The 21,405-nt window shown below is 35.8% G+C and carries 20 protein-coding genes; 9 read left to right on the top strand and 11 right to left on the bottom strand.

Features of this window, described 5'->3' with window-relative positions; all coding sequences use genetic code 11:
- Nucleotides 1-6: 6 nt before the first annotated feature.
- A complete protein-coding gene (locus EDF66_RS14515; protein WP_021187982.1) occupies nucleotides 7-1,392 on the top strand; it encodes a nucleotide sugar dehydrogenase in 1,386 nt (461 codons plus the stop codon).
- Nucleotides 1,393-1,598: 206 nt separating this feature from the next.
- On the opposite strand, the gene EDF66_RS14510 is transcribed toward EDF66_RS14515, so the two are convergent.
- On the bottom strand, nucleotides 1,599-1,919 hold the full coding sequence (locus tag EDF66_RS14510) for a hypothetical protein (RefSeq protein ID WP_031286983.1): 321 nt from the start codon (nucleotides 1,917-1,919) through the stop codon (nucleotides 1,599-1,601).
- Nucleotides 1,920-2,072: 153 nt separating this feature from the next.
- Nucleotides 2,073-4,184: a M3 family metallopeptidase gene (locus tag EDF66_RS14505; RefSeq protein WP_132843500.1), complete on the bottom strand. Its 2,112-nt coding sequence runs from the start codon at nucleotides 4,182-4,184 to the stop codon at nucleotides 2,073-2,075.
- A gap of 173 nt (nucleotides 4,185-4,357) precedes the next feature.
- Here EDF66_RS14505 and EDF66_RS14500 point away from each other — a divergent pair, with 173 nt between their 5' ends.
- Complete coding sequence (locus EDF66_RS14500) at nucleotides 4,358-5,458, top strand: DUF4407 domain-containing protein (protein WP_021191858.1); 1,101 nt, start codon at nucleotides 4,358-4,360, stop codon at nucleotides 5,456-5,458.
- Here EDF66_RS14500 and rmuC read toward each other — a convergent pair.
- Together rmuC and EDF66_RS14490 are read right to left on the bottom strand one after the other, a co-directional pair.
- A complete protein-coding gene (gene rmuC / locus EDF66_RS14495; protein ID WP_021191859.1) occupies nucleotides 5,455-6,789 on the bottom strand; it encodes a DNA recombination protein RmuC in 1,335 nt (444 codons plus the stop codon). The two genes, EDF66_RS14500 and rmuC, sit on opposite strands and share 4 nt — an antisense overlap.
- A gap of 46 nt (nucleotides 6,790-6,835) precedes the next feature.
- Nucleotides 6,836-8,020, bottom strand: coding sequence for a formimidoylglutamase (locus tag EDF66_RS14490; protein ID WP_132843498.1), 1,185 nt, complete (start codon nucleotides 8,018-8,020; stop codon nucleotides 6,836-6,838).
- Nucleotides 8,021-8,128: 108 nt separating this feature from the next.
- On the opposite strand from EDF66_RS14490, the gene EDF66_RS14485 reads away from it, so the two are divergent.
- Both EDF66_RS14485 and EDF66_RS14480 read left to right on the top strand, forming a co-directional pair.
- Entirely contained in the window at nucleotides 8,129-9,094 is a 966-nt protein-coding gene (locus EDF66_RS14485) for an NAD-dependent epimerase/dehydratase family protein (protein WP_132843497.1), read from the top strand.
- 35 nt (nucleotides 9,095-9,129) lie between these two features.
- A complete protein-coding gene (locus EDF66_RS14480; protein WP_021191862.1) occupies nucleotides 9,130-10,422 on the top strand; it encodes an HAD-IB family phosphatase in 1,293 nt (430 codons plus the stop codon).
- A 35-nt stretch (nucleotides 10,423-10,457) separates the two neighbouring features.
- Here EDF66_RS14480 and EDF66_RS14475 read toward each other — a convergent pair whose 3' ends face one another.
- From EDF66_RS14475 to EDF66_RS14445, 7 genes are all read right to left on the bottom strand, one after another.
- The gene (locus EDF66_RS14475; RefSeq protein ID WP_243656057.1) at nucleotides 10,458-11,030 is read right to left on the bottom strand and encodes a 5-formyltetrahydrofolate cyclo-ligase; all 573 of its coding nucleotides are present in this window, start codon (nucleotides 11,028-11,030) and stop codon (nucleotides 10,458-10,460) included.
- Nucleotides 11,031-11,103: 73 nt separating this feature from the next.
- The gene (gene efp / locus EDF66_RS14470; protein ID WP_021191864.1) at nucleotides 11,104-11,664 is read right to left on the bottom strand and encodes an elongation factor P; all 561 of its coding nucleotides are present in this window, start codon (nucleotides 11,662-11,664) and stop codon (nucleotides 11,104-11,106) included.
- A 75-nt stretch (nucleotides 11,665-11,739) separates the two neighbouring features.
- Nucleotides 11,740-12,363, bottom strand: coding sequence for an ATP-binding cassette domain-containing protein (locus tag EDF66_RS14465; protein ID WP_132843495.1), 624 nt, complete (start codon nucleotides 12,361-12,363; stop codon nucleotides 11,740-11,742).
- A gap of 11 nt (nucleotides 12,364-12,374) precedes the next feature.
- Nucleotides 12,375-13,163 (bottom strand): acyl-ACP--UDP-N-acetylglucosamine O-acyltransferase, encoded by a 789-nt coding sequence (gene lpxA / locus EDF66_RS14460; RefSeq protein WP_021191865.1) that lies wholly within the window; start codon nucleotides 13,161-13,163, stop codon nucleotides 12,375-12,377.
- A gap of 8 nt (nucleotides 13,164-13,171) precedes the next feature.
- Nucleotides 13,172-14,566: a bifunctional UDP-3-O-[3-hydroxymyristoyl] N-acetylglucosamine deacetylase/3-hydroxyacyl-ACP dehydratase gene (locus EDF66_RS14455; RefSeq protein ID WP_183916341.1), complete on the bottom strand. Its 1,395-nt coding sequence runs from the start codon at nucleotides 14,564-14,566 to the stop codon at nucleotides 13,172-13,174.
- A gap of 40 nt (nucleotides 14,567-14,606) precedes the next feature.
- Nucleotides 14,607-15,650 carry a UDP-3-O-(3-hydroxymyristoyl)glucosamine N-acyltransferase gene (lpxD, locus tag EDF66_RS14450; protein WP_021191866.1) on the bottom strand — a complete coding sequence of 348 codons (1,044 nt, stop codon included), beginning with the start codon at nucleotides 15,648-15,650 and terminating at the stop codon, nucleotides 14,607-14,609.
- 33 nt (nucleotides 15,651-15,683) lie between these two features.
- Entirely contained in the window at nucleotides 15,684-16,934 is a 1,251-nt protein-coding gene (locus tag EDF66_RS14445) for an HD domain-containing protein (RefSeq protein ID WP_132843493.1), read from the bottom strand.
- A gap of 296 nt (nucleotides 16,935-17,230) precedes the next feature.
- Here EDF66_RS14445 and EDF66_RS14440 point away from each other — a divergent pair, with 296 nt between their 5' ends.
- The 5 genes from EDF66_RS14440 (at nucleotide 17,231) to EDF66_RS14420 (ending at nucleotide 21,366) form a co-directional block, all read left to right on the top strand.
- A complete protein-coding gene (locus EDF66_RS14440) occupies nucleotides 17,231-18,784 on the top strand; it encodes a bifunctional response regulator/alkaline phosphatase family protein (RefSeq protein WP_021191867.1) in 1,554 nt (517 codons plus the stop codon).
- A 13-nt stretch (nucleotides 18,785-18,797) separates the two neighbouring features.
- Complete coding sequence (gene tsaE, locus EDF66_RS14435; protein ID WP_132843491.1) at nucleotides 18,798-19,208, top strand: tRNA (adenosine(37)-N6)-threonylcarbamoyltransferase complex ATPase subunit type 1 TsaE; 411 nt, start codon at nucleotides 18,798-18,800, stop codon at nucleotides 19,206-19,208.
- Nucleotides 19,209-19,362: 154 nt separating this feature from the next.
- Nucleotides 19,363-19,815 carry a sigma-70 family RNA polymerase sigma factor gene (locus tag EDF66_RS14430; protein WP_243656056.1) on the top strand — a complete coding sequence of 151 codons (453 nt, stop codon included), beginning with the start codon at nucleotides 19,363-19,365 and terminating at the stop codon, nucleotides 19,813-19,815.
- Nucleotides 19,812-20,549, top strand: a complete 738-nt coding sequence (locus EDF66_RS14425) for a hypothetical protein (RefSeq protein ID WP_132843488.1) — start codon at nucleotides 19,812-19,814, stop codon at nucleotides 20,547-20,549. The genes EDF66_RS14430 and EDF66_RS14425 overlap by 4 nt, the downstream gene beginning before the upstream one ends.
- A 22-nt stretch (nucleotides 20,550-20,571) precedes the next feature.
- Nucleotides 20,572-21,366 carry an outer membrane beta-barrel protein gene (locus EDF66_RS14420; protein WP_021191871.1) on the top strand — a complete coding sequence of 265 codons (795 nt, stop codon included), beginning with the start codon at nucleotides 20,572-20,574 and terminating at the stop codon, nucleotides 21,364-21,366.
- Nucleotides 21,367-21,405: the final 39 nt, after the last annotated feature.

Below are 21,405 nucleotides of genomic sequence, written 5' to 3'. Positions count from 1 at the left end.
AAAGCTATGTCATTTAATATCAAAAAAATCTGTTGTATCGGTGCTGGATATGTAGGCGGACCGACGATGTCTGTTGTTGCCCAACAATGTCCTCATATCCAAATCACCATTGTTGATGTCAATGTCGAACGTATTGCGGCCTGGAATGACGAAAATTTGGATAACCTTCCGGTCTACGAACCAGGGCTGAAAGCGATTGTCGCTGAGGCAAGGGGTCGTAATCTATTTTTCTCTACTGATGTTGATAAAGCTATAGATGAAGCAGATATGATTTTTATTTCTGTCAATACCCCTACCAAAAACTACGGCAAAGGAAAAGGGATGGCTGCTGATCTCAAATACATTGAATTATGTGCGAGACAAATTGCTTCTGTTGCAAAAACAGATAAGATTATTGTCGAAAAATCTACTTTACCTGTGCGTACTGCAGCTGCTTTAAAAAGCATTCTCGACCATACAGGCAATGGTGTTAATTTTCATATCCTATCCAATCCAGAATTTTTAGCCGAAGGTACTGCTATTCAAGACTTATTAGCCCCGGACCGCGTGTTAATTGGTGGAGAAAATCAAGAAGCAATTGATACGCTCGTAAAAATTTACCAAAATTGGGTTCCTGACACTAACATTTTGACGACTAACTTATGGTCTTCGGAATTATCTAAATTGACGGCAAATGCCTTTTTGGCACAACGCGTTTCATCGATAAATTCGATCTCTGAACTCTGCGAAAAAACAGGTGCCAATGTGGATGAAGTTTCTAAAGCAATTGGCATGGATACCCGTATTGGTTCAAAATTTTTAAAGGCATCTGTTGGGTTTGGCGGTTCCTGTTTTCAAAAAGATATTTTAAACCTTGTATATATTGCAAGAAGTTATGGTCTGAATGAAGTCGCAGATTATTGGGATCAGGTCATCATCATGAATGATCACCAAAAACAGCGCTTTGCAGATAATATCATCCAAACTTTGTACAATACAGTATCAGGAAAGAAAATTACATTCTTGGGATGGGCTTTTAAAAAGGATACAAATGACACTAGAGAATCTGCAGCTATTTACGTTGCTGATTACTTATTAAGTGAACAAGCTGAAATCACGATATACGACCCTAAAGTCACAGCCGAACGTATCTACGCTGATCTCGATTATTTAAATACAAGAAGTCCTGAAGAAAATAGAGCACTTGTAAAGGTCGTAAATGATCCCATTCAGGCATGCCAAGACGCCCATGCTATTGCTGTGTTAACGGAATGGGATGAGTTTAAAAACTATGACTGGTACACCATAAAACACCAAATGAAACGACCCGCTTTTATATTTGATGGCAGAAAACTGTTAAACAGAAAGTACCTGGAAGATCTAGGATTTAAATATTATGCTATCGGCGAATAAGTCTATGCATTTCTGTAATAAAAAAAGGGTTGTTTGAAAACAACCCTTTTTTTATTTACCAATTTTTTATGTATTGGGTTCGAGAGAAGTCCGAATATTATTTATTTGAATCGTATATAAATTAACATCGGACTTTAATAGTGCCTGTAAAGCCTTTTAAAAGAATAGAAGAAGAAAGTGGAAAAGGCCTACAGGACTTTTTATCTTTAGCTGGACATCATCTGATATATTTCGCTCATGTAAGTGGATTCTGACAGTGCATCCGAAAAATCATTCCATTCGGTTTCATTAAAAACAAAAACAATTTCTGGACAAGGTGTATCAATCAATACGCGCATATCACCATCAGGAAAGCTAAAATAGTTCCCTTTCACATTACTTCTCATCGTTGCGGAAACAAAGGACTCAAACTGAAGATAACCTAAACTTAATAGGAAAGAGTCTTGCCAGATATAAAATGTTTTACACTTCGTGCAATAACTGATATGAGATTTGCCTTTATGGCTGAGAACGACTGATTGACACATATGATTCGCTTTATTTAAAACATGACACCTTGTATGTATTTAGACTAATTATAAATAATAATCAAATGTAAAGATTAATTCCGAATCTGACGAATAAAAAAACAAAAAAAGGAGCAAAAATAATTTTGCTCCTTTTTTTGTTTTTTTATGTGTTTAATTCAAGCCACGCTTAATTAACAAATATTTCGGATCTGGATCCGCTCCTCTGAATGTTTTGTACATCTGAGCAGGATCTCCTGTATTTCCTTTTTCTAAGATATTACGACGAAATGAATCTGCTGTTGGCTGATCATACAATGACTTTTCTTTAAAAGCTGCAAAAGCATCTGAGTCTAATACCTCCGACCAGATATAGGCATAATAGCCCGCCGAGTACCCACTGGCAAAAATATGTTGGAAATAGGTACTTCTGTAACGTGGTATTATTGCATCAATTAAACCAATCTTCTTCATAGCTCCTTTTTCAAAATCATTGATATCTCCAGTAATAGGTGATGTCGTTGCATGATAGTTCATATCTAATAAAGAAGCTGCCAAATACTCTACAGTCGCGAAACCTTGATCAAACGTTCCAGCCTTCTCCATTTTAGCAATTAAAGAATCTGGAATTGCTTCTTTAGTTTTATAATGCTTTGCATATTCTTTCAATACTTGTGGATCTGCAGCCCAATTTTCCATAATCTGAGATGGGAGCTCTACAAAATCTCTTGAAACAGATGTTCCTGCTAGGCTTTTGTATTTTACATTCGATAATAAACCATGTAAAGCATGTCCAAATTCATGAAACAAAGTACTCGCTTCATCAAAAGTTAATAATGCCGGTTGGTCACCAACAGGTTTTGTGAAATTACAAACGATCGAGATTACAGGAGCATTACGCTTTCCTTCTGTTTTACTTTGATTACGGTAAGATGTCATCCATGCACCACTTCTTTTAGATTCGCGAGGAAAAAAATCGGCATATAATATACCTAAGTGAGAGCCATCTTTGTCTTTTACTTCGTACACCTCAACATCTTTTTGGTATACAGGAACGTTGTTTAAAGCAACAAACGTCAATCCATATAATTTATTAGCGACAGCAAATGCGCCTTCTCTTACTGTAGGCAAACTAAAGTAAGGTTTGATTTCATCTTCGTTTAATGCGAATCTTTTTTTACGGATAATCTCTGTATAGTATCTCCAGTCATAAGGGGCTACTTCAAAATTACCCCCCTCTGCTTTTATCTCTTTATTGATATCAGCAGCTTCGCCTTTTGCTTTATTAAGTGCCGGAGTCCATAATTTATTTAACAATGCATATACATTTGCGGGATTTTCAGCCATAGATTCTTCTAAAACAAACGCTGCATGAGATGCATAACCCAATAATTTAGCTTTTGCTAATCTAAGATTTGAAATCTTGCGTAAATTTTCTTTATTATCAGTAGCATCATCATGATTTCCTTGTGTTTGGTATGCTTCCCAGATTTGTTTTCTTAATTCTCTGTTTTTAGCGTATTGCAAGAATGGCATAATAGAAGGATTCTGCAAAGTAAAAACCCATTTTCCTTCTTTACCCTTAGCTTTTGCATCTTCAGCAGCCGCAGATTTTAAAGCCTCTGATAGACCTTCTAATTGTGAAGCACTATCAACAACCAATTCAAAAGCTTTAGACTCAGTCATCAAATTCTGTCCGAATTGTAATGTTAATGACGATAATTCAGAATTAATTTTCTTCAATTTCTCTTTATCAGCATCTTTTAAGTTAACTCCCGCACGAACAAACGATTTATAAGTCTCTTCCAACAATTTATTATCTTCACTATCTAAACCTAACGAAGATTTCTTAGACCAAACAGCTTTTACTCTTTCAAATAATTTCGCATTTAAAGAAATTTCATCATTATGTGCAGACATAATGGGAACTAATTCTTTAGCAATTGCTTTTATACTATCGTTAGTATTTGCCTGATTCAAATTATAAAAAACGGTAGATACATTGCCCAATAATTTTCCAGCATTTTCTAATGCAACAATGGTATTGGTAAATGATGGATCTTCGGAATTATTTATAATTGTATCAATCTCTAAATTATGCACCTTAAGCGCTTCTTCAAAAGCGGGTTTAAAATGTTCATCTTTAATTTTATCAAATGGAGGAACATTAAATGGAGTATCGTATGCTAATAATAGCGGGTTATCTGTCATTTGTTTATTTTGTTCGCAACCAACAAAGGCTGTTGCCACAATTAAAAAAAATGGCAAAAGTCGTTTTTTCTTCATTATATATCTTTTTATTCTCGCAATAATTTGGGCAAAGTTACAAATATTTGTGTAAGTAATACTTTTTAGAAAGATCAAAATAAGTATTGTATATTTATCACAATATTGTAATAACCAGAAAAGTACTGAAACTATTTTATAATTTTGTTGTCTCATAGCATAAATCTTCATTAATGAATAATATCAATCATTTTTTCTTGTACTGCGCAGGTGTACATGAAGAGACATTAAAAAAATATCCGCAAGAACATAATAAGTATGTGGCTATTGGTGCTACCATTTTCTTCACGGGTCTTTTTGCCTCCCTTTCTGGTGGCTATGCTATGTATTTTGTTTTTAGTGGAACCTATCTGGATTGGCTTTTAGCAATTGTATTTGGTATCATATGGGGTCTAATGATCTTCAATATGGACCGTTATATTGTATTGAGTATTAATAAATCGAAAACAGGTGGCTTTCAATTCTTACAGGCTTTACCGCGGATATTACTTGCTATATTAATTGGTATCGTTATTTCAAGACCTTTAGAGCTTAAAATTTTCGACAAAGAAATAAGAGAAAATTTAAAGACAACCTATATTGCCAATGAACGAGCTAAGATAGACAGTCTAAATATTATTTTTAACAAAAAATATACGTTTGATCTCACTCAACTTAAATCACTTACCACAGAAAGAGATTCCCTTGATGCAAGAATCAAAGCCGATCGACAAAAGCTCAACTTTGAAATCTTCGGTAATAAAACAACCGAAACATCTGGTGTAGTAGGATACGGACCGTATGCAAAACGAAAAGAACTTGAATTAGAAAAATCAACGGTATATCTTGACAGCTTACGTAGCTCAATTATAGCTAAGGAGCGCTTAATACTTGACAAACAAAAAGCGGAAGGTATATTAAATCAAAAAGGGCTTTCAAATGCGAGTTTGGATAGTGCTGTTAATTTGGCTGGATTTGCTGACCGAAATTCAGCACTTGGAAACCTTAAGTTTAAAGCTAACGGACAAGTGGATGAAGCAACTGCAAATGCGGTTACTTTCATCGGATTACTTTTTATTTTCCTTGAGTGTTTACCGGTATTCGTTAAGCTTCTTTCAGGAAGAGATGCTTATGATAAGGCGATCTACAATCAACGCATAATCGATGAATATGAATCGGATGCTTATACTGTTACGGAGAAAGCTGCTATAGACCATTTGAAGGATGCTTCTATCGATATATCGATCAATAAAAGGCTTAAGAAAATGAACGAAGAAATAGAAGAAGAGGTTTAATCCTCTTCTTCTATTTCTTCATCTAAATATTTGGAATCAATTTGCTTATTTGCCTTAGCACCTAATTTCTTCAGATTCTCCACTCGCTTAATTACATTACCAGCGCCGAAAGATAGTTTTTTAGAGGCATCTTCATGGCTTTTCAATGCTTTTTGCAATTGTGCCTGTACTTGATCCATATCTGTTAAAAATCCGTGGAATTTGTCATAAAGTGCTCCGGCTTCCTTGGCAATTTCAATAACATTACGTGTCTGTCTTTCTTGTTTCCAGATACTAGCTATGGTACGTAAGGTTGCTAAAAGCGTAGATGGGCTTACAATAACGACCTTTCTATCCCATGCATCACTAAAAAGATCTGGTTTTTCGGAAACCGACATACTCAAAGCAGATTCTATCGGCATAAAGAGTAAGACAAAATCTGGAGATTCAATACCATACAATTCATGATAATTTTTTGCAGAAAGGTCTTTGACATGATTTTCCACAGATAAAATATGCTGTCTTGCGAACACAGCACGATCGATATCATCTTCTGCATTTACCCAACGCTCGTAAGCTATCAAAGAAACTTTTGAATCGACAATTAGATGTTTATTTTCGGGCAAATCAATAATGGCATCGGGTTGCATTCGTCTCCCATCAATATCTGTAAATGATGCCTGCAATCTAAATTCACGATCCTTCACAAGCCCCGAGCGTTCCAGAACACGTTCTAAGATTACCTCGCCCCAATTTCCCTGTTTCTTTGCGTCACCTTTAAGAGCACGCGTCAAGTTGGTCGCTTCATCCTTAATCCGCAAACTTTGCTCCATCAGCTGTTGCACCACACCTTTCAAAGAGTTTCTTTCTGCGGCTTCCTGCGAATAAGTTTTATCCACTTTCTCTTCAAAAAGTTTGATTTTTTCTTTTAAAGGATCTAAGATCAATCCAATGGACTTCGAATTGGTTTCTGTAAATCGAAGTGTCTTTTCTTCTAAAATTTTATTGGCAATGACCTGAAACTCGGTATTAAATTGGCTTTTAATAGCAGCAATCTCCACTTTCTGCTCCTGAAACTTATCTTGCTGCGCCTCATAAAAAGAACGTGTGCTCTCTAAAGAACGTTCAACGATCAGTACATGCTCCCGTTCTTTTTCCAGTTCATCACGCAACATCGCCCGCTCTTGCAATAAACTCTGTTCACGTTGCTGCACTTTTGCCAGTTCTATTGCCATTAATTCCTTCTCCTGTCTCCACTGATTATCATCTTGATGTGAATCCTTCTTTTTCAAAGAAATTACAATTAGAACAACTAATAAAATGATAACGATAATAATATACACTGTTTCCATAAATTCACTTAACTAAATAAAAAATGGTCTTTTCAGACCATTAAAACTACTGTAACTTTTGATGAGTTCGCCACCAAAGGTCAGGCATTTCACCTGTAACAGCCATCTGATAGTCCTCATATCGACAAGGAACTAAATGATACCTTTCATTAACAGAACGTGACCCAAAATATGGAACTTGCATCCACCAGCGATCTGATTTTTTACTTTTAACAAATACCAATTCATGTTCTTCATTTTCCAGGGTCGTTCTATAGATAATATAAGACGATTTTGGTAATAAAGGGGTATCCTGCTTACGGTTATAAAAGCCATCTATAAAGCACCAGATCATCTGGGATACCAACATGGCTGTTTGCTGCATGGGATCATAAGATGGGTTAAATTCATAGAACCCGATTGAAGAACATTTATCTGACATCCCTGCGTAACGTGCAATCTGGCAGGCTTCATCGCCAAATAAACCATTTGGCATTGCATTCGCATTGCCCGAAGCTTCAGAAGCACGGATAGCTCCAATATCAAAACTAACCATATCAGCGGCTCGCACCAGCGGTTCAGATTGATCCATTCGACCGGCTATTGCCCCGAGTCTAGTAGCATTGAAGAATAACTTATCGTACATATTCAGCGATTCTTTACTTACCAAATAGGTCTGATATGCAATATTATTTAAATTAAATAAGTAATCGGGTTCGTGCAGAATAATATGGTTCAAATATGATCTTGAATCCAGTGCAACCTGTTCACCACTTTCCTGGTTCAGATCAAATCGACCATCTATTACGGCCACTTCCACCTTTTGCCCCAGATTTTGATAGCCTAAGTATTGTGCATAAGTCAGATCCTGCCCACCACCAATTATTATGGGAAGGATATCATCGGCTAATAATTCTTCCACAACTGCTCTAAGTGCTGCGTAAGTATCTTTTATCGTTGCCCCCTCTTTAATATTACCGAGATCAACAGCGTTGATTGCATAATCCCCTTGGTAAAGCTGATACAAATGTTTTCTTATTGCATCAGGAGATTTTGCACAGCCCTGATTATTAACAGCAGCACGATCTTCTTCTACGCCAATTATAGCCAATTGTGGCTTATCGTCTTTATCCCAAGTCGGAAATTGATTGTCATAAAAACGAACAACATTGCCAAGTTGCGAACGAAAAAATCCTTCTTCAGGAAATAGCTTTTGGGTAACAATTGGACTAAAAAAAACGGATAATGACATATGATGAATTTGTATTGACGGTAATCAAAAATTAAAACCTTGCCTTAGACAAATATCCATTTATTAACTTACTTTTGAAAACATTATTTTTAACGTTATCTTTAACATGTGATATTAATAACAGGAGGAACCGGATTTTTAGGGGCTACATTGATCAAGCAATTGATCGATTTAGGAATTGATGTAATAGCTACGAAACGCTCAAACTCGATAATTCCAGAACAGCTATTATCATCGTCTTTAATCCAATGGATTGACGCTGATATTTGTAACTACTTTGATCTTGAAGAAGCATTCCAAAATATCACTGAGGTGTACCACTGTGCTGCTGTCGTGTCTTACCAAAAACAAGATGCGTCGAACATGAAAAAAGTAAATGTTGAAGGGACCGCTTATGTTGTCAACCTTTGTCTAGCACATCAGGCCAGACTTGTTCATGTCAGTTCTGTTGCTGCATTAGGATCCAGTAAAAATCAAGCTCCTGTTAGTGAAAAAGACTATTGGGAATATGAGTCTTCGTTATCCAACTACGCAATTTCAAAATATGAAAGTGAAATGGAAGTTTGGAGAGGTATTGCAGAAGGTTTAAATGCTGTTATCGTAAATCCATCTGTTATCATTGGAGCTTCCTCTGGTGCAAAAGGTTCCGGTGCAATATTTTCCTTAATCAATAAAGGATTAAAATATTACCCAACAGGTACTGTTGGTGTGGTTGATGTTGAAGATGTGGCTTCCATTATGCGAAATCTAATGGCACAAAAAAATATTTCAGGAGAGCGTTTTATTATCAACAATGTGAACCTCAGCAATAAAGAATTACTGGAGAAGGCAAGTGCCTTGATGGGTAAAGCAGCTCCTAAAATAGCAGTCCCCCCTGCTGTACTGATGATCGCAGCTACGCTAGCGACTGCAGTTGCATCGATAAAAAAGGAAAAATCGACCCTTACAAAAGATAGCGCTAGGGCTTCTAGCGAGAAGCTAGCCTATACAGATGCAAAATTACAACAAGCATTAGCTTTTGAATATAAACCTTTAGAAACAACCTTAAAAGAGATAGCTGTACGCTATAATTGACAATAAATAATCTAATCCTAAACTCAAACTAAACCGTGAAAAATTATTACATCATTGATTTTGACAGTACCTTTACGCAAGTAGAGGCTTTGGACGAATTAGCAAAAATTTCGCTAGAACATCATCCTGACAGGGAAAAGATATATCTTGAAATTGAACGCTACACCAATCTTGCAATGGAGGGTAAACTTTCATTTCGTGAAGCATTAGCTGGTCGTGTCCAATTACTACAAGCAAATAAAAGTCATCTCGACAAACTTATTACACACCTGAAAAAGAAAGTCTCTACTTCATTCTCAAGAAATAGAGAGTTTTTTAAAAAAAATTCGGACACCGCTTGGATTGTATCTGGAGGATTTAAAGAGTTCATTACGCCAGTTGTTATTCCTTACAATATCAAAAAGGAAAATATCTACGCGAACACCTTTATATTTGATGAGCATGATAATATCATCGGATTTGACGAATCAAATCCTTTATCGGATGAAGGCGGTAAAGTAAAATTACTACAGGAATTAAAAATAGATGGTACTATTTACGGCATTGGTGATGGGTATTCTGATTTTCAATTAAAAGAATCTGGGCTTATTGAGAAATTCTTTGCATTTACTGAAAATATTTCCAGAAAAACAGTCACTGAAAAAGCAGATTTTATTACACCTAGTTTTGATGAATTTCTATATGTCAATAATTTACCCCGCGCTATTTCCTACCCTAAAAATCGGATTCTTTGTCTGATCGTCGGAGAGGTTCCTGAAATTGCTTCTCATATATTAAAAAGAGATGGATTTTCTGTGCGCACGAAAGACACTTTTGAAGAAAAGTATACAAAAGACGTCGGCATGCTTTTACTTGGAAAAGATATCTCTGTTTCTGAAGATCAATTATCCCGTGCCGATAAGCTCAAAACGATTGGCGTTTTAGGTGATGCAAAAAATCATCTTAACAAAGATATTTGCAATGCAAAAGGCATTGTTGTTTTTGATGACAAAAAAGACAAAAAGAGAAACGCCGAATTTATTCCGAGAAGAATGGCCGACTTCATTAATAATGGAGATACCTACATGAGTCGCAATTTTCCAAATCTATTGCTTCCTAAAGTAAAAGATGTTACACGTTTACTTCATATCCATAAAAATGTACCTGGTATCATGGCGCAGATTAATCTTGTCTATGCTCAAAATGATATCAATATCATTTCTCAATTTCTGATGACTAAGGCTGATATAGGTTATGCTGTCACGGATATCAAAGGTGAATATGACCGGGATTTAATTAAACAACTTAAAAAAGTTCAGAATACCATAAAATTTCGAATTTTATATTAAAATAAAAGCGGGAACTTATACTTCCCGCTTTTATTTTAATAATAATATATTGTTTTTGGTGTCACACAGACATCCAAAGGAATATCGTGCGGATCGATATCCTCGATTATCGCTATAGGTTCAAAAAATGAAAGACCGACCTTTTTAACATCAGGTCTGCATAAAGATAAAAAGCGATCGTAATAACCTTTTCCATATCCAATCCGATTCCCAGCCTTATCTGAAATTAATAAGGGAACCAGCACCATGTCAATACTCTTTTCGTCAACATAAACTCCTTCTACAGGTTCGAGTATGCCCCATTGATTATGAGCTAATGCCAACTTATCATCATAAAGATAATGACTCATCACATTAGACTGTAAATTCGATTTGGAGATAACAATTTGAATCTCCGGAAACTTATCCTGCAAATATGAAATGAGGAGCAGCGTATTAGGTTCATGAAATTTAAGTATTGGCAAAAAGACATGACAAAATTTCACATTTTGCCATTCCAACCGCTTTAAATTGTCTAACAGACCCAAATTTAGATCAATCTCTTCAGACGGAGCTAATCGCGATCTTAAATGCCGATAATATGTCCTGAGTTCATTTTTGGTCATCATAATAGAAAAAAAAACGGCCTTGCAGCTGGGTGCTAACAAGACCGAATAATCAACCTAAACCTAAATCTTAATATTATTTAACACGCTCGATGTAATCACCTGTTTGCGTATCAATTCTTACTTTATCTCCTTGATTAATAAAAAGAGGTACTTTAATTTCAACTCCAGTTTCCACTGTTGCATTTTTTAATGCATTTGTTGAAGTATCTCCCTTTACTGCAGGCTCTGTGTATGTTATTTCTAATTCAACACTTTTAGGAGCATGCGCCATAATTGCTTCATCACTTTCAAATGCTACAATTACGTTCATACCCTCTTTCAAGAATCGTGCCGAAGTTCCAAACAAGAACTTAGGGATATTAAACTGTTCGTAAGTGGTATTGTCCATTACAACGAAAAAGTCTCCCTCCTCATATAAATATTGATAATCGTTTGTTTCAACACGAGCAATCTCAACACTTTCGTCAACTCGAAAACGGTATTCTACTAATTTACCAGTTTTCACATTACGCATTCTCGCTTGATAGAAAGCACGTAAATTACCTGGTGTACGATGTATAAATTCCTCAACAGCGACTAACTCACCGTTGAATCTTAAAACATTTCCTGACTTAACGTCTGATGCTTTTGCCATGATTTAAACTTTTATAATTATTTTCTGAGTCACAAAACTACAAAATCTAATCTTTTAATAAAAATCTAATAATTATCAACTTTTATAATCTGAAATAGACAGGGTCTGGTCACAAAAATTATATTCCTTCTCTTGGTTGGAACAAATGATAAACAATCGATCTGCACGCTTTGTTTTATCAACCAATTCTAAGTACCATCCTTCACCTACGGTATCCAAATTACTAGTTGGTTCATCCAATAACACGAAAGCAGAATCACTGCAACAAGCTAAAGCCAATTTGACACGTTGCTTCATTCCTGAGGAAAAAAATTTCAGTTCTTTGTCTATTGCATTTTCCAGGCCTAATAAGTGTACAACCTCAGGTTCACTATATCCGCTTAGATAATTCTTAAATTTAAAATGAAATTGTATTTGCTCTCGTAACGTAAATTCTTCTATTAATTCTACATAGGGCGTAGCGAGCGAAAGATATTGAAAAACCGACTCAACATCCACTGCTTTATCATTCATTTCATAATAAATACTTCCAGCGGAAGGCGCTAAACTTCCCGAAAGCACTTTTAACAAAGTGGACTTTCCTGAACCATTAGGTCCAAGTATGGCGTATGACTTTCCGGATTCAAACTCATATGTAATGTGTTTAAAAATCCATTCCCGATTATAACGCCGACCGACATCTGTTAAAATAATTTTCAAATGATCTAAAATTAGACAGCCCTTTGATTAAATCCTTTAATAACACCTCGATTAGAGTTGCGGATAAAACCTAATATCTCGTCACGAATTTCAGTTGCCTGAAATTCAGCCTCAATGATCGCCGCCGCTTTTGTTAAATTTCTATTTTGAACAAATAGAACACGATAAATATTTTGAATTTCAGCAATCTGCTCTTCTGAGAAACCTCTTCTCCTTAATCCAACAGAATTTATACCTGCATAAGAAATAGGCTCACGTGCCGCTTTGATAAACGGAGGTACATCTTTTCTTACTAATGTACCACCTGTCACGAAAGCATGCGATCCAATGGTACAGAATTGATGAACTGCTACCATACCTGCCAAAACTACATAATCTCCTACGGTAATATGTCCCGCTAGTGTACTGCTATTTGAAAATATGCAGTAATCACCGATTGTACAATCGTGTGCAATATGACTATATGCCTGAATAAGGCAATTTTTTCCAATTACTGTTTTAAATTTATCTTTTGTTCCTCTATTGATAGTAACGCATTCGCGAATAGTAGTATTATCCCCAATTTCAGCAGTTGTAATTTCACCGTCGAACTTCAAATCTTGAGGTTCACCTGAAATAACTGCTCCTGGATAAATTTTACAATTTTTACCAATACGTGCCCCATCCATAATTGTCACATTGGAACCGATCCACGTTCCCTCCCCAATAACTACATCCCTATGGATAGTAGCAAATGGTTCTACAACAACATTTTGAGCAATCTTTGCTTCTGGATGTATATAAGCTAACGGCTGTATCATCTCTACTATTATTTTACTTTCACAATCTGAGCCATTAACTCAGCTTCGCAAACAACTTTTTCACCTACCATAGCTACACCTTTCATTTTAGCAATGCCTCTGCGGATAGGTTCCGTCAAATCGCATCTAAAAATAATCGTGTCACCTGGACTTACCTGCACTTTAAATCGTGCGTTTTCAATTTTTAAAAATAACGTCAACCAGTTCTCCGGGTCAGGAACAGTATTCAATACTAGAATACCGCCTGTCTGTGCCATCGCTTCAATTTGCAATACCCCTGGGAAAATTGGCGCCCCAGGAAAATGCCCCATGAACAAGTCTTCATTCATTGTAACATTTTTCAGGCCAACTACATGATTTTCTGTTAATTCTAATATTTTATCAACCATTAACATCGGTTGACGGTGAGGTAAAATCTTCATAATCTGCACTGTATCATATACAGGAGTCATATTTGGATCGTACACCTTAATCTTTTTTGTATTTTTATCCTTGCGGATTTGCTCTTTGATTTTCTTTGCAAAAGCAACGTTAGCGGCGTGACCAGGTCTTGCTGCCATAACATGTCCTTTCAATGGTCGACCAACTAAAGCGAGGTCACCGACCATATCTAATAACTTATGACGAGCGGGCTCATTCTGATGACGAAGCTGAATATTGCTCAAGATACCTTCTTTTGCAACAGTAACATCATCACGGTTGAACAAATGTGATAATTTCTTCAATTCCTCAGGAGATGTTTCTTTATCAACGATAACGATCGCATTGCTTAAATCGCCACCTTTGATCAAACCATTATCAACCAACATTTCTAATTCATGTAAAAAACAGAAAGTTCTTGACGAAGATATTTCTTTTGAAAAATCTTCAATGGTATTAATAGCAGCATGCTGACTTCCTAATACAGGCGAATTAAAATCAATCATACACGTTAAACGGTAACCATCTAATGGCATTGCCATGATTTCTACCTTACGTTCAGATTCTATATAATGTATGGCATGCTGAATTTCAAAATAATCACGATCAGCTTCTAACTCTTCGAAACCAGCTTCCTCAAATTTATCAATAAATATGGCTGAACTACCATCTAAAATAGGTACTTCGGGGCCATCAATTTCAATTAATACGTTATCAATCTGTAAACCTACCAGAGCAGCCATTAAGTGTTCAATAGTACTCACACTTGCCCCATTTTGAGAAATCGTTGTACCTCTCGATGTATCTGTGACATTATCAGCATCAACCAGTATTTCAGGCTGACCTTCTAAATCAATTCTTTTAAACTTATACCAATGATTTTCAGGAGCTTGTTTTATTGTCATAGATACAGTTTTACCTGTATGTAAACCGACTCCAGATATGACCACATCTTGCTTGATGGTTCTTTGTTTTACATTCATTTCTAACATATATTTAATCAAAAACGACCAAAAGGTTCTTTTAAGATTTCAAATTTTCCTTTAATAATCGCTCTAACTCCCTGACACGTTTTTCAAGATCAGGTAATTTCGCATAAATGACTTGCGATCTCATATTGGATTGAAAACCCAATACAGGGCTCCCCGCCCACTTTTTATTCGCTTCGGTAATCGATCTATTGATTCCGGCTTGAGCCTGTACCTGACTTTTATCAGCAACAGTAATATGGCCTACAATACCAACCTGGCCACCCAAAATTACGTTTTCACCGATCTTACTACTTCCAGAAACACCCGTTTGAGCGGCAATTACAGTATTCTTTCCTAATTCTACATTATGGGCTATTTGAATCAAGTTGTCCAGTTTAACACCTTTATGTAATATTGTAGATCCCATTGTAGCACGGTCAATAACCGTATTGGCACCAATTTCGATATCGTCTTCAATAATCACGTTACCAATTTGAGGAACCTTAGCATAGGTACCATCATCCTGCGGAGCAAATCCAAAACCATCAGAACCAATTACAGTTCCAGAATGCACAGTAACATTATTTCCCAGCACACAATCTTGGTATATCTTAACGCCAGGAAATAAGGTCGTATTGTCACCGATAATCACATTATCACCAATATAAACCTGCGGGTAAATTTTAACATTTTTACCAATTTTTCCACCTTTGCCAATATAGACAAAAGCTCCGATATAACCATCCTCACCGATGGTAGTAGTATCATGTATATATGACGGTTCTTCTCTGCCTTTTCTATCCAGGCGAACTTCATTATAGATGTTCAATAATGTAGAAAATGCCGTATAAGCATTTTTTACGCGGATCAACGTTAAAGTTGATTTGGGGGCTGATAATAATTGTTGATCTTCATTAACAATTACAATAGAGGCATTAGTCTCATATAAAAATTGCTCATATTTAGGATTCGATAGAAATGAAAGATCCCCTAAAGAAGCTTCTTCTATTTTCGCTAAATTTGAAACTTCTACATCAGGATTCCCCTCTATCGATCCATTTAATAAGGATGCTATTTGTTGAGCAGTAAATTGCATGCTACAAAGCTATGTTTTTTTATTATATTTTAATTATTTTTTAGCTGGAATTGCTATATATCCAAGCTCTTTGGGATAACACAGTACAAACTTCTGCACTTTTTTTGCTAACGCCTCTAAATTCGACAAATCTGATGCTTCAGCAATATCGCTAATCTCACCTGTCTTCATCAATATCTTAATCGGGTCATTGTGGCTATCATAAGCACTGTTCTGAATTTCCTGGGTGAAAACGTAATATTGCAATTCGTCATCACTTACCTGAAAATATTCTTTAACGCGACGATAAACCTCATCCATCAATTCTTTTGAGAAAGGCATATTACTCATAATGGTCCGATACAATTCACGGCTCATCAATTTCTGACACATCATACGCAAAATAGAATCTTCATGATGGGCCCATGTCTTAATACCAGACATAATATCAGTATCATCCAAAAGTGTAAACCAGTCCAAGTGTAAAGAATCTTCTAAAAAATTGTTCTTATCAATTTTTTGAGTCAAAAACCAGTTAAATGCTGGTGTCGCGAACAATGTGTTGCCACTACTTGCTAATTGCTTTGCCCGTTGCAGTATTTTGATTAATAACTGTTCTGCTCCCACTACGGTTTTATGGAGATATACCTGCCAGTACATTAATCGACGCGCTATTAAAAACTTTTCAACCGAGTAAATTCCTTTTTCTTCTATAACGATCTGATCATCAACCACAGCTAACATAGCTATAATTCGATCATATGAAATAACGCCTTCTGATACTCCTGTGAAAAAGCTGTCTCTATTTAGATAATCCATTCTGTCAGCATCCAATTGACTGGAAACTAACTGATGGAAAAATTTTCGGTGATATTTATTATTAAAAATAGTAATGGCCAGATCAAGCTTTCCTCCAAACTCATTATTGATACGGTCCATTAAAAGAGAAGATAGTAATTCATGCGAAACCCCATCTATAATCGTATGTTCTAAAGAATGAGAAAAGGGGCCATGGCCAATATCATGCAGCAAAATAGCCGCAAGTGCCGCCTCTTTCTCTTCCTCACTGATATCGATACCTTTACCTTTTAGCGTATCGATCGCCAACGACATCAAGTGCATAGCTCCTATCGCATGTTGAAAGCGGGTATGCAGCGCTCCAGGATACACCAAATGTGTCATACTGACTTGCTTAATATAGCGAAGTCGTTGCAGATAAGGATGCTGTATAAGCTCAAAAATCAATCCCGATGGAATGGAAACAAATCCATAGACAGGATCATTTAATATTTTTTTCTTATTCAATTTATGAATGCATTTCTTCTAACATATAGCGCCAAAACAATAGCTAACTTTAATTGTTCATCAAATGAGTTAAAGATGAGCCAGTTTATTTTCCTGTCCTAGGAGTTAAATTATAAATACAAATATAATTAGTTTAAGTGGTTAACAAGTGTTAAAAATAATAGGTAAAGCTCCTTTTTTATTTAAGTTCGTATAGTTTAAATGAAAATATCAAAAAAAAGTGATTATTACTCCAGCTACCTAAACACTAAAACAATTGGAATTTAATCGATTTTGATTATAGCAAATATTACAATATGCAAAAAACACATATACTTTGGGCTGATGATGAAATTGATTTTTTAAAACCTCATATACTCTTATTAGAAGAAAGAGGCTATAAAGTCAAAACAGTAAATAATGGAAATGATGCGGTGGATGCTTTTAAAGAAGGTGTTTTCGACCTAGTATTTTTAGATGAAAATATGCCGGGTTTAACAGGTTTAGAGACATTAGCAATCTTAAAATCCATTAATCCTACCGTACCTACTGTACTGGTCACAAAAAATGAAGAAGAACATGTCATGGAGGATGCCATAGGCTCTAAAATTGACGATTATCTTATAAAACCCGTTAACCCGAAGCAAATTCTCCTGACTATCAAAAAACTGACGGAAAACAAGAGACTTGTTAACGAGAAAACATCGATGGCATATCAACAGGACTTTAGAAACCTTGGTATGGTATTAAATGATGATCTAAATTATCAACAATGGTCCGAGGCATATAAAAAGCTGATCTATTGGGAGCTTTCGCTCGAGAAACTTGAAGATGCGGGTATGCATGAAATCTTGACAATGCAAAAATCGGAAGCAAATGTTCAATTCTGCAAATTTATAGAAAAGAACTACTTGAATTGGATGAAAGCTCCAGATCAAGCTCCAATACTTTCGCATCAATTATTTAAGAAAAAGGTATTTCCGCAATTAACGGAAGATAAACCTACATTTTTCTTTTTAATTGACAATTTGCGTTACGATCAATGGAAAGTGATCAACGAAGTAATCACCGATTATTTTAGACTAGAGGAAGAAGATACTTACTACAGTATTTTACCGACCGCGACGCAATATGCCCGAAATGCGATTTTCAGTGGACTGACGCCTTTAGAAATGGAAAAGCGATTTCCAAAAATGTGGCAGAACGATGAAGATGAAGGTGGTAAAAATTTATATGAAGACAAATTTTTAGAAGACCAAATCCAGCGTGTCTACCGGAAGCCTATAAAACACTCCTACACAAAGGTCTTAACCTTAGATCAGGGGAAAGATGTCGTGGACAATCTGAGCAATTTAATCCAGAACAATCTGAATATATTAGTCTACAACTTTGTCGATATGCTTTCGCATGCAAGAACAGATATGGCTATGATTCGCGAATTGGCAAACAATGAAGCGGCTTACCGTTCTTTAACCCTTTCATGGTTTGAACACTCGCCCCTATTTGAAGCCTTGAAATGGCTGTCCCAGCGTAATGTTCGAGTGATCATCACAACAGATCATGGAACAATTAAAGTAAAAAAACCGAGCAAGATTGTTGGTGACCGTAATACAAATACCAATTTACGCTATAAACAGGGTAAGAATCTAAATTTTATTGACAAGGACGTCTTCTTAATTAAGAATCCACATGACGCTCAATTACCAAAGTTGCACATGAGCTCCTGCTTTGTCTTTGCAAAAGAGGATTCATACTTCGTATATCCAAACAATTACAATCAATTTGTCAATTATTTTAATGAAACTTTTCAGCATGGGGGTATTTCATTGGAAGAAATGATTATTCCTTTCGCTACTTATACTTCCAAATAAGTAATTTTGCAGCATGATAATCGAAGTCAATCAACTTTCAGAATTAGATCATGCTGCAGAACTACTTTTAAAGTCTTTTCCTGATGATCGTGTATTTCTCTTTTACGGTCATATGGGTGCGGGAAAAACAACCTTTATAAAAGCACTTTGCAAAGCATTGCAAGTACAAGACAATACTTCAAGTCCCACATTTTCAATTGTAAATGAATATAGCGCACCACAGGGCACAATTTTTCATTTCGACTTTTACAGAATAAAAGAAGAAGAAGAGGCCTATGACTTTGGCTATGAGGATTATTTTTATTCTGGAAATTATTGTTTTATCGAATGGCCGAATAAGATCCCAAACTTACTGCCTGATGATGCAAAAACAATTGAAATTGAGATTACATCACCTACAAGTCGAAAAATAATTATAAAATAGTTGCGCCCCATGCAACCTTTCCTAAATATCTTACGTCTTCCTAATATAAACTGATTAAATTTTGGAAAACGTAAGTATAGATTCAACATGGAAAAAATGTCTCACTGGAGATAGAAAAGCTCAGTACCATCTATATCAATTTTTTTCTAAAAAAATGTTTGTTGTTTGTTTACGCTATGCAAAAGACAGCTTAGAAGCGGAGGATATACTGCAAATCGGATTTGTAAAAGTCTTCACTAAAGGACACCTGTTTTCAGAAAATGGGTCTCTCGAAGGCTGGATACGAAGAATTATGGTCAATACGGCTATTGAAATACAGCGAAAAAACAAAATTGTTTATGTAGAGTCTCTCGATAACGACATTATTCATGAAATTCCGAATAACAACGCTACCGATCAGATACATTACAAAGATTTAATGTCAATCGTTCATCAATTACCCATTGGTTACCGTACAGTCTTTAATCTCTATGCTGTAGAAGGCTATACCCACAAAGAAATTGCCGAAATGCTCAACATAAGTGAGGGAAATTCAAAATCACAGTTATCAAGAGCAAGGCAGTGGCTGAAAACAAGATTATTAAAAATTGAGGCATTTACGTTATGAAAAATGAAGAAATCGACAAATTATTCCGCGATCATATTGACAAACTTGATATACAGCCTAGCGCTGATATCTGGAATAAAATAGAAGCGGATCTTGATGAACAGAAAATTGTACCAATCAAGAAAAAAATAAAGTGGTTAAAACCGCTTGTTAGCATCGCCGCGACCCTCATTTGTATTGGGATTTTTAGTCTATTGGTCATGAAGCAGTCAGCAAGCACCGTGGAAACCACAAACATTGTTAATCGGAAAAAAGATACAGCTACCCAAAAAGAACAAAAGGAGCCAGTAGAAGATTTGATAGAAACTAAAGAAGAGCCTGTCCGATTTGCCGTCAAAACTGTACCCGAAAAAACTCAGGATACGCAAACTGATTATCAAATAAAATCAATGCCACCGAAAATTGCACAGATCAATGAAGAGGTAGCGCTTAAAAAACTAAAAATAACAGCAGAACAACCGATGCTAGTAGTTGTGGATTCACAAGCACAAATAGCACATGCAATGGAATACATCCCGATCAAACCCATTATTGAAAACCCGGACGAAGAAGAAAGTATGATGGCTTCAACCAGCGAAAGCAAACAGAATGTTGTTACTAAGGTGCTCAACATTTTGAGCAAAACCATCAATCAAGGGAATGGTTCAGAAGTTCAGTTCAGCAATGATGACGAGGGAACATTACAGATTGATCTACTTAATAGTCTCGTTAAAAATAAAAAAAGAAAAAAGTAAAACCTAAATAAACTCTTTCCATATGAAAAAATATTTTCTATCGTTCGCAATCATCGGTATCCTAACATCCTGCCTTCTAGTAAAAGCATATGCACAACAGGACAGCACTAAAAAAATTAATATTTCAACAAGCATTTTAGGCAAAGAAGACAGTGATAAAATTGATGACAAAAACACACCTGCTGTTTCAAAGTATCCAAAAATATTTGGTGGCATCACTTTTTCTCGCATAGATTGGGGATTTTCAAGGTTAATTAATGATGGTAGCTTTACATTAAATGAGAATAACGAATTTTTAGAATATAAAAAAGCTTCAAACTTTGGTTTCGATATTGCTCAATTTGGCCTTAGGTTCAATGATCGATTCAAAACGTATATATCGACAGGTTTTGAATGGAACTATCTGAGATTGAAACATAATGTTTTGCTGGATCAGGACGCTACTCCTTTGGACTATTCCTACCCGGATGACATCACTTACAAGAAGAATGTATTTACATCAACCTACCTACGTGTTCCATTAACATTTGAGTTCAGAAGTAAAAGGTTTAAAAATGGTGAGCGTGCGAAACTTGCTGTCGGCGCAATGACCGGAATTTTAATAAAAGGTAGTCAACGTTTAAAAAGTAATGAACAAGGCAGCCAAAAATTTAAAGATAATTACAATTTGGCCAGCTTCCAGTATGGTGCCTTTGCGCGGCTCGGATATGATTCAATGGGCGTTTTTGTCAAATATTATTTCAATGATATGTTCGAAAATAGTCCTGATCAACAGGGTTTAAATAATTTTACTTTTGGCCTGACGCTAGGTTTTTAGGGTAGAATAATATTAAAATGCTTAATTTTAAGCCGAATT

It is taken from the genome of Sphingobacterium sp. JUb20 (assembly GCF_004342035.1).
GTDB classification, from domain to species: Bacteria; Bacteroidota; Bacteroidia; order Sphingobacteriales; family Sphingobacteriaceae; genus Sphingobacterium; species Sphingobacterium anhuiense.
Note: the sequence above shows the minus strand (reverse complement) of the source record. Positions and strands in the feature narration are given on the sequence as shown.

Bases quoted from the DNA above. Each gene is read 5' to 3' on its own strand.
- lpxD (WP_021191866.1), bottom strand. From the start codon at position 15,650: ATGCAATTTACTGCTCAACAAATAGCATCCTTATTAAATGGATCGATA.
- lpxA (WP_021191865.1), bottom strand. From the start codon at position 13,163: ATGATACAGCCGTTAGCTTATATACATCCAGAAGCAAAGATTGCTCAA.
- EDF66_RS14455 (WP_183916341.1), bottom strand. From the start codon at position 14,566: ATGAATGTAAAACAAAGAACCATCAAGCAAGATGTGGTCATATCTGGA.
- EDF66_RS14425 (WP_132843488.1), top strand. From the start codon at position 19,812: ATGAAAAATGAAGAAATCGACAAATTATTCCGCGATCATATTGACAAA.
- EDF66_RS14475 (WP_243656057.1), bottom strand. From the start codon at position 11,030: ATGATGACCAAAAATGAACTCAGGACATATTATCGGCATTTAAGATCG.
- EDF66_RS14515 (WP_021187982.1), top strand. From the start codon at position 7: ATGTCATTTAATATCAAAAAAATCTGTTGTATCGGTGCTGGATATGTA.
- EDF66_RS14500 (WP_021191858.1), top strand. From the start codon at position 4,358: ATGAATAATATCAATCATTTTTTCTTGTACTGCGCAGGTGTACATGAA.
- efp (WP_021191864.1), bottom strand. From the start codon at position 11,664: ATGGCAAAAGCATCAGACGTTAAGTCAGGAAATGTTTTAAGATTCAAC.
- EDF66_RS14510 (WP_031286983.1), bottom strand. From the start codon at position 1,919: ATGTGTCAATCAGTCGTTCTCAGCCATAAAGGCAAATCTCATATCAGT.
- EDF66_RS14420 (WP_021191871.1), top strand. From the start codon at position 20,572: ATGAAAAAATATTTTCTATCGTTCGCAATCATCGGTATCCTAACATCC.
- EDF66_RS14505 (WP_132843500.1), bottom strand. From the start codon at position 4,184: ATGAAGAAAAAACGACTTTTGCCATTTTTTTTAATTGTGGCAACAGCC.
- rmuC (WP_021191859.1), bottom strand. From the start codon at position 6,789: ATGGAAACAGTGTATATTATTATCGTTATCATTTTATTAGTTGTTCTA.
- tsaE (WP_132843491.1), top strand. From the start codon at position 18,798: ATGATAATCGAAGTCAATCAACTTTCAGAATTAGATCATGCTGCAGAA.
- EDF66_RS14430 (WP_243656056.1), top strand. From the start codon at position 19,363: ATGTTTGTTGTTTGTTTACGCTATGCAAAAGACAGCTTAGAAGCGGAG.
- EDF66_RS14440 (WP_021191867.1), top strand. From the start codon at position 17,231: ATGCAAAAAACACATATACTTTGGGCTGATGATGAAATTGATTTTTTA.
- EDF66_RS14490 (WP_132843498.1), bottom strand. From the start codon at position 8,020: ATGTCATTATCCGTTTTTTTTAGTCCAATTGTTACCCAAAAGCTATTT.